Origin of the sequence: uncultured Rothia sp., from assembly GCF_937976295.1 — a bacterium.
Classification (GTDB): domain Bacteria; phylum Actinomycetota; class Actinomycetes; order Actinomycetales; family Micrococcaceae; genus Rothia.
In genome coordinates, this window is sequence record NZ_CALJRY010000284.1 from 1 (window position 1) to 6,629 (window position 6,629).

Sequence of the window (6,629 nt, forward strand, 5' to 3'; positions counted from 1 at the left end):
CTGTGTACCATCATCGCCTTCTTTCGTAGCCTTCTGATTCAACTCTACCGGGGATGGTTGCTCTTTGAAGAGTTTGCTCTTCGTCCTGGGCGAATATGACAAGAACCGGAACATTTACACATTCCGGTACTCGACTCAGCGGCGAGGCTACTTGAGAACGGGCACACCAAAATAGCGGTTAGCGCCGCAAAAATTTAGCGGGTGCTGTTGAAGGAATAGCCCACGTTACGCACGGTCGAAATCATCTGCTCGTATTCGGTGCCGAGCTTGGAACGCAGACGACGCACGTGTACGTCCACGGTGCGGGTGCCGCCGTAATAGGAGTCGTAACCCCACACTTCAGAGAGTAACTGGGCGCGGGAGAAGACGCGTCCGGGATGCTGAGCCATGAACTTGAGTAGCTCAAACTCTTTGAAGGTCAGGTTCAGTGCGGTGCCGGAAAGGTGCGCGGAGTACGCCTGGGTGTCAATAATGAGGTTGCCGGCGCGCACGATGCGCTCTTCGGAGTTCTCTTCTTCTGCGCCGGTGTCGCTCTTGATGGCGAGGCGCAGGCGTGCATCCATTTCGGAGGGGGACGCCTGGTCAGAAACAATATCGTCAACCTGCCAGGAGGCTGCAACCGCCGCCATGCCGCCTTCGTTCAGGAGCGCGATGAGCGGCAACTGCACGCCGGCGGCGCGCAACAGCTGGGCGCATTGGCGTGCCTGGACGAGTGCGGTGCGGGCGTCGACCATGAGCAGGTCGAAAGCCTCGGTTTCGAGGGCAGTGTGGGCGGTGTCGAGCGGGAAGACGTGTACCTTGTGACTGAGGAGGCTCAGCGAGGGGATCATATCCTGCGCGGCGGTATCGCTCATGAGCGCAATACGGTACACACCCTCTCCTTTCCCAGTAAAATATTAGGCTCTTTCTAGTGTACTCGCCCGCCTATGCTGCAGCTGTGGAGGCGGTAAAGAGCGAGAACAGATATCGTATAGCGGACTGTTGACCCACCCCTCTGAGCAGGTCGTTGCCGATAGCTCTGTCCAGTATGTCTTTAGCACCGATTCTGCACCCTTTTCAGGGGGAGTCTATGGTAGGTTTAAGGCATGGAAAACAATCTTATGGCTCTTGAAGCTCTCTTCATGTCGCTGATGGCTATCATCTCCGTGTGCATCGGTATCGGTGCATTCGCAGTGCTGCGTGGCCTCTTCAGCGGTCAGAAGTAATCTTCCCGTACAGAGCAGAAGCATCGCCCACACAGGGCTTTAGGCGGTTGCCTCATACGGTTCGTTACCGCCTCGCCAATGACGGCGTGAACCCCCACCCGGTCCCCTCCGGTTGGGGGTTTTCTTTATGTCGCCCACTGCGCCGTTCACTCTGCAGGCGGCTACGCTACCCCGTGCCGTGGGCGAACGAACAGGGCGCCAGTTTACTCACGGGTACTAGAATAGAAGGTATGGCTATTGAAATCCCTACTAACCTAACCCCTGAACTTGTTCCCTTCGCATGGCTGCTCGGCACCTGGGAAGGTACCGGAACCATGTGGTACGAAGGCCAGGAAAACACCCCCTTCGGCCAGATTATTACTTTTGAGCAGGACGGTCTGCCCTTCATCGAATACCGCGCTGAATCTTTCCTGCTCGATGACGAGGGTCAGAAGCTGCGCCCCATCACCGTTGAAACCGGTTTCTGGCAGATTGACCGCCCCCTGACCGACGCCGACGGCGGCTTCGGTATTGTCCCCAAGGATGTTGTACCCGCCTTCCCCGACGCCGAGAGCGTTGAAACCCTGCGCAACGAGGACGACGGCTTCTCCCTGCTGGCGACCATCGCGCACCCCGGCGGTATTAGCGAAAACTACGTGGGCATGGTCAAGGGCCCGGTCATTCGCATGCAGACCGGCAACCTGCTGCGCGACGACATCTCCCACGACTACGCGGGCTCCGTGCGCCTGTGGGGCCTGGTCAACGGCAACCTCATGTGGGACTGGGAGGTCGCGGACGCCGAGGGCAAGCTCCACAAGCATGCCTCCGCTGAGCTGCGTAAGACCTCGTCGATGACCGGCGATTCCCTGGGTACCTCGATGTTCGGTTCCCTGGACGGTGAAGAGCCCACCGGCGAGCCCGGCTCCGAGCCCACCGCCTAATAACTAACTTGTGTCTGCCCCGCTAATCGGCGGGGCAGACTCTTTGCGTGAAAGGTGCACCTTCCGTGTCTGAATCTTCGCTTGAAGCAACCGAGCTGGAGACCACCCGCCCGGCGAGCCCCCTGCTGAGCCTGCACGGCGCTTTTGCCGCCTCCGGGCTGGATGCGGGCGTTGCCGCACACTACGGCAACCCCATGCTGGAGCAGCGCGCCCTCAGCTTTGACCGCTCCGCCGGTGCGGGCGAGTCGCTGGTGCTGGTGGATCGTTCCTCCCTGGGCGTGGTGCGTGTTGAGGGACCGGACCGCCAGACCTGGCTGACCTCCATCGCCTCGCAGATTCTAACCGGCATGACCGCAGGGGAGAGCCGCGAGTTCCTATTGCTTTCCCCTCAGGGCCGCGTGGAGTACGCACCCGCCGCTATCGAAGACGGTGAGGCACTCTGGCTGATCGTAGAGGGCAACCAGGCTCAGCCGCTGACCGATTACCTGAACCGCATGAAGTTCATGATGCGCGTTGAGGTGCAGAACCTCAGCGACGAGTACGCGGTACTGGAGAGCGCCCGCAACCCGATTCTGCAGGACGGCTCGGTGCATCCGGCGCTCGCTGAGGCTCAGCCGCTGGTGTGGGAGGATCCCTGGCACACTCCGGCACCGGGTAGCTACCGTTACGATGAGGCGGGCGATAACCACCCGGGCGCAGACTACAAGCGTTTCTTGAGCATTGTGCCGCGCTCTATTCTGCCCGCCCTGGCTGAATCTTCGGATGCACGTTTTGCGGGTCTGTGGGCTGCGGAGGCTCTGCGTATTGAGGCGTGGCGCCCGCGCTACGGCACCGAGGCGGACGATAAGACCATCCCTCAGGAGCTGGATTACACCCGTACCGCGGTGCATTTTGATAAGGGCTGCTACAAGGGCCAGGAGACGGTAGCTCGTGTGCATAACCTGGGCCGCCCGCCGCGCCGCCTGGTGTTCTTGGATATTGACGGGTCGGAGCACACCCTGCCGGCGGCGGGTAGTGAGCTGTTCGTGGAGGGCAAGTCCCGCCCGGTCGGTCGCATTACCTCGGTGGCGTTGCATCACGAGGCGGGCCCGATTGCGTTGGCTGTGATTAAGCGCGGCGTTGACCCGCAGGCGCCTTTGCGTGCGGTTGATGGCGGCGACTTCCTGCCCGATGGGTCGCCGGCGCCGGCAACCGAGTACGCGGTGGCTCAGACGACGGTGGTTTCGCCGGAGTCCGGTGAGGTGGCGCGTCGTTCTTTGTCGGGTCAGGATTTCTTGAAGCGCTAGAGCATCTGGCTACCTCAACAAAACCGCGGAGGCGGACACCCGTTACGAGTGCCCGCCTCCGCGGTTTTAGTATGTGCGCTCAGCTTATGTGCTGAGGCTGTAGGGTTTAGCGGCCGAAGAGTACGGCTGCTTCTTCCCAGCGTTCCTGAGGTACGGACTTCAGTCCGTCCAGTGCCTCTTCGAGGGGTACGTACTTGACTACGGTGCCCTGAACGGAGACCATCTTGCCCCACAGCTTCTGGGCGACCATGTCTACTGCGCCCATACCCAGGCGGGTTGCCAGCACGCGGTCGTAGCCGGTGGGGGCGCCACCGCGCTGGATGTGACCCAGGATGGTGTTGCGGGTTTCGATGCCGGTCATCTTCTCGATTTCGTGGGTGATGTATTCACCGATACCACCGAGGCGGGGACGACCGTCCTTTTCGGTACCCTTATTTGCCATGACGTCGTCGAAGCCTTCGGGGATGAAACCTTCAGCAACAACAACCAGGGGAGAGCGGCCGTGGTCGTGTACTTCCTTGACCCATTCAGCGACCTGCTCCATGGAGACCTTGACCTCGGGAATCAGGATTGCGTGTGCGCCTGCAGCCATACCGGAGTGCAGTGCAATCCAACCGACGTGGCGGCCCATGACCTCTGCGACCATGCAGCGGTGGTGCGATTCACCGGTGGTGCGGATGCGGTCCATCGCATCGGTTGCGATGGACACTGCGGTGTCGAAGCCGAAGGTGTAGTCGGTTGCGCGCAGGTCGTTGTCAATGGTCTTGGGAACACCGATGACGGGCAGGCCTGCGTCTGCCAGGCGCTTTGCGCCTGCGAGGGTGCCTTCACCGCCGATAGCGACGATTGCGTCGATGCCGTGGCGTTCCATCATGATTTTGATGTTTTCGGGGCCACCGTTGGGGCCGTCGAAGGGGTTGGTGCGGGAGGTACCGATGATGGTGCCGCCCTGGCCTGCCAGGCCGCGGACCTTCTGGCGGGGCAGGTCCATGTAGTCGCCTTCAACGACGCCGCGCCAGCCATCGCGGAAGCCGACGAACTCGTAACCGTACTTCTTAATGCCGTTGAGGACAGCGCCGCGGATGACAGCGTTCAGGCCGGGGCAGTCGCCGCCGGAAGTAAGCAGACCGATCTTCATGGTTGGCTCCTAATGTCTGCGCGTTTTAGGTGTTGTGCGCGCGTGTATATAACTATGACCTCCACGAATTTGGCGCAGGAATGCGCGCCGGTCGGGAGGTCGTTCTCTTGGTCTCTATTTTAGCGATGTTTGGGTTGTGTGGGTAGCGGTGGAAAGCCGTGGGAGCACCCGTTTTGGTATTGAAAAGTTTAGGTTTTTGGCACCTGTATGTTTGGGTTTGAAATACAAATAGCCGTCCCTTCCCACCTATGGCACCGAAGAGGCGAATGAGGCTTCCTCACATCTGTAAAGATGCGGGAAGCCTCATTCGTTTTAAAAATATTTTTAAATATTTGTGGGATTCTCGGTTTTTAGGACAAAAAACGGTCAATAGCTCTGTGATTGATTGTTTTGCGCCGGTTCACCCAGCACCTCAACCGTATCTCTCGCCGTGGCGAGAGACGCGGTTTGGAGAGCCGTGAACTAGTCGCGTGCCTGACCGAGGAACTTCTGCAGGCGTGCCAGGCCCTCCGCCAGGTCCTCGTCGCTCAGCGCGTAGGAGAGGCGCAGGTAGCCGCTGGGGCCGAATGCCTCACCGGGAACCACAGCGACCTCAGCCTTTTCGAGGATGAGTTCAGCCAGCTCTGCGGTGGTCTGCGGGCGTACGCCCTCAATTTCCTTGCCGAGCAGTTCGCGTACGTCCGGGTAGGCGTAGAACGCGCCGGTGGGTACGGGGCAGTGCACGCCTTCAATAGCGTTCAGGCCCTCCACAATGGTGCGGCGGCGGCGGTCGAAGGCGGCGTGCATGATTTCCACGTCGTCCTGCGGGCCGGTCAGAGCGGCGAGGGCTGCGCGCTGGGCGATGTTGTTGACGTTGGAGGTCATGTGGGACTGCAGGTTGGAGGCTGCGGCGATAACGTCGCGCGGGCCAATCATCCAGCCCACACGCCAACCGGTCATGGCGTAGGTCTTTGCCACGCCGTTGAGAATGACGCACAGGTCAGCGAGCTCGGGTACTGCCTTCAGGATGGAGACTGCCTTAACACCGTCATAGGTGAGGTGTTCGTAAATCTCGTCGGTCAGCACGAAAATACCCTTGGACAGTGCCCATTCGCCGATGGCGCGGGTTTCTTCTTCGGTGTAGACGGCACCGGTCGGGTTGGAGGGGGAGACGAAGATGAGCGCCTTGGTGGCGGGGGTGTATGCGGCTTCGAGCTGCTCGACGGTGACCTTGTAGTGCTGGTCGCTACCGGCGAACACCTCGATGGGGTTGCCGCCTGCCAGGCGGATGCATTCGGGGTAGGTGGTCCAGTAGGGTGCGGGTAGCAGCACGTCGTCGCCTTCGTCGATGACGGTTGCGAATGCCTGGTAGACGGCCTGCTTGCCGCCGTTGGTGATGACGACCTGGGAGGGGTCAATCTCTACACCGGAGTCACGCAGGGTCTTTTCCGCGATGGCCTTCTTCAGCTCGGGAAGGCCGGAGGCGGGGGAGTAGCGGAAGTTCTTGGGGTCGTTGAGCGCTTCGCGTGCTGCGTTCACGATGTGCGCGGGGGTGGGGAAGTCCGGTTCGCCTGCGCCGAAACCGATGACGGGGCGTCCCTGAGCCTTGAGTGCTTTTGCCTTTGCGTCGACGGCAAGGGTTGCGGAGGGTGCGATGGCACCGATGCGGCTTGAAATACGCGCCATGGGGCTCTCTTCTCTTTCTTCGTGTGCGCTGCCGGCGTGAAGTCGACAAGCAAATTAGGTGATGGGAATGCGCGTGCGGGACCAATCCGCGCGGGATGGGCGCGGGTATATGCGGCATTCCTCTTATTAGGATACGGTCCACTAGTAGCGATGCGGAACCCTTCGTCAGGGTATCTCAAGAGGTTTTTCGAAAAAATATTACATTCTGAAGTTGCATCGGCCCCGAAAGATGGTTTACAGTTAGTTCTGCACCCGCAAGGGTGTAATTGTTTGCCCCTCTAAAGCCACGGCTTAGGAGGCAATGGAGGAGTAAGCGAGTGAGAAGCAACTCTCACATCTGAAGTGAAAACTTCAAAGGGTGGTGGCTCAATTGGTAGAGCAGCGGTCTCCAAAACCGCAGGTTGCAGGTTCGAGT

General features: G+C 60.1%; 5 protein-coding genes. 2 read left to right on the top strand and 3 right to left on the bottom strand.

Features of this window, described 5'->3' with window-relative positions; genetic code table 11:
* Positions 1-194: 194 nt before the first annotated feature.
* Positions 195-872, bottom strand: coding sequence for a response regulator transcription factor (locus tag Q0216_RS07520; protein WP_298594211.1), 678 nt, complete (start codon positions 870-872; stop codon positions 195-197).
* 563 nt (positions 873-1,435) lie between these two features.
* On the opposite strand from Q0216_RS07520, the gene Q0216_RS07525 reads away from it, so the two are divergent.
* Both Q0216_RS07525 and Q0216_RS07530 read left to right on the top strand, forming a co-directional pair.
* Positions 1,436-2,125 (top strand): FABP family protein, encoded by a 690-nt coding sequence (locus Q0216_RS07525; protein WP_060824393.1) that lies wholly within the window; start codon positions 1,436-1,438, stop codon positions 2,123-2,125.
* Positions 2,126-2,190: 65 nt separating this feature from the next.
* Entirely contained in the window at positions 2,191-3,411 is a 1,221-nt protein-coding gene (locus Q0216_RS07530) for a folate-binding protein YgfZ (RefSeq protein ID WP_298594213.1), read from the top strand.
* A gap of 106 nt (positions 3,412-3,517) precedes the next feature.
* On the opposite strand, the gene Q0216_RS07535 is transcribed toward Q0216_RS07530, so the two are convergent.
* Both Q0216_RS07535 and Q0216_RS07540 read right to left on the bottom strand, forming a co-directional pair.
* Complete coding sequence (locus Q0216_RS07535) at positions 3,518-4,549, bottom strand: 6-phosphofructokinase (RefSeq protein WP_298594215.1); 1,032 nt, start codon at positions 4,547-4,549, stop codon at positions 3,518-3,520.
* 462 nt (positions 4,550-5,011) lie between these two features.
* Positions 5,012-6,214 carry a pyridoxal phosphate-dependent aminotransferase gene (locus tag Q0216_RS07540; protein ID WP_298594217.1) on the bottom strand — a complete coding sequence of 401 codons (1,203 nt, stop codon included), beginning with the start codon at positions 6,212-6,214 and terminating at the stop codon, positions 5,012-5,014.
* Between the last annotated feature and the right edge of the window lie 415 nt (positions 6,215-6,629).

Excerpts from the sequence above, each read along its gene's own strand:
- Q0216_RS07525 (WP_060824393.1), top strand. The coding sequence starts at position 1,436 with ATGGCTATTGAAATCCCTACTAACCTAACCCCTGAACTTGTTCCCTTC.
- Q0216_RS07540 (WP_298594217.1), bottom strand. The coding sequence starts at position 6,214 with ATGGCGCGTATTTCAAGCCGCATCGGTGCCATCGCACCCTCCGCAACC.
- Q0216_RS07535 (WP_298594215.1), bottom strand. The coding sequence starts at position 4,549 with ATGAAGATCGGTCTGCTTACTTCCGGCGGCGACTGCCCCGGCCTGAAC.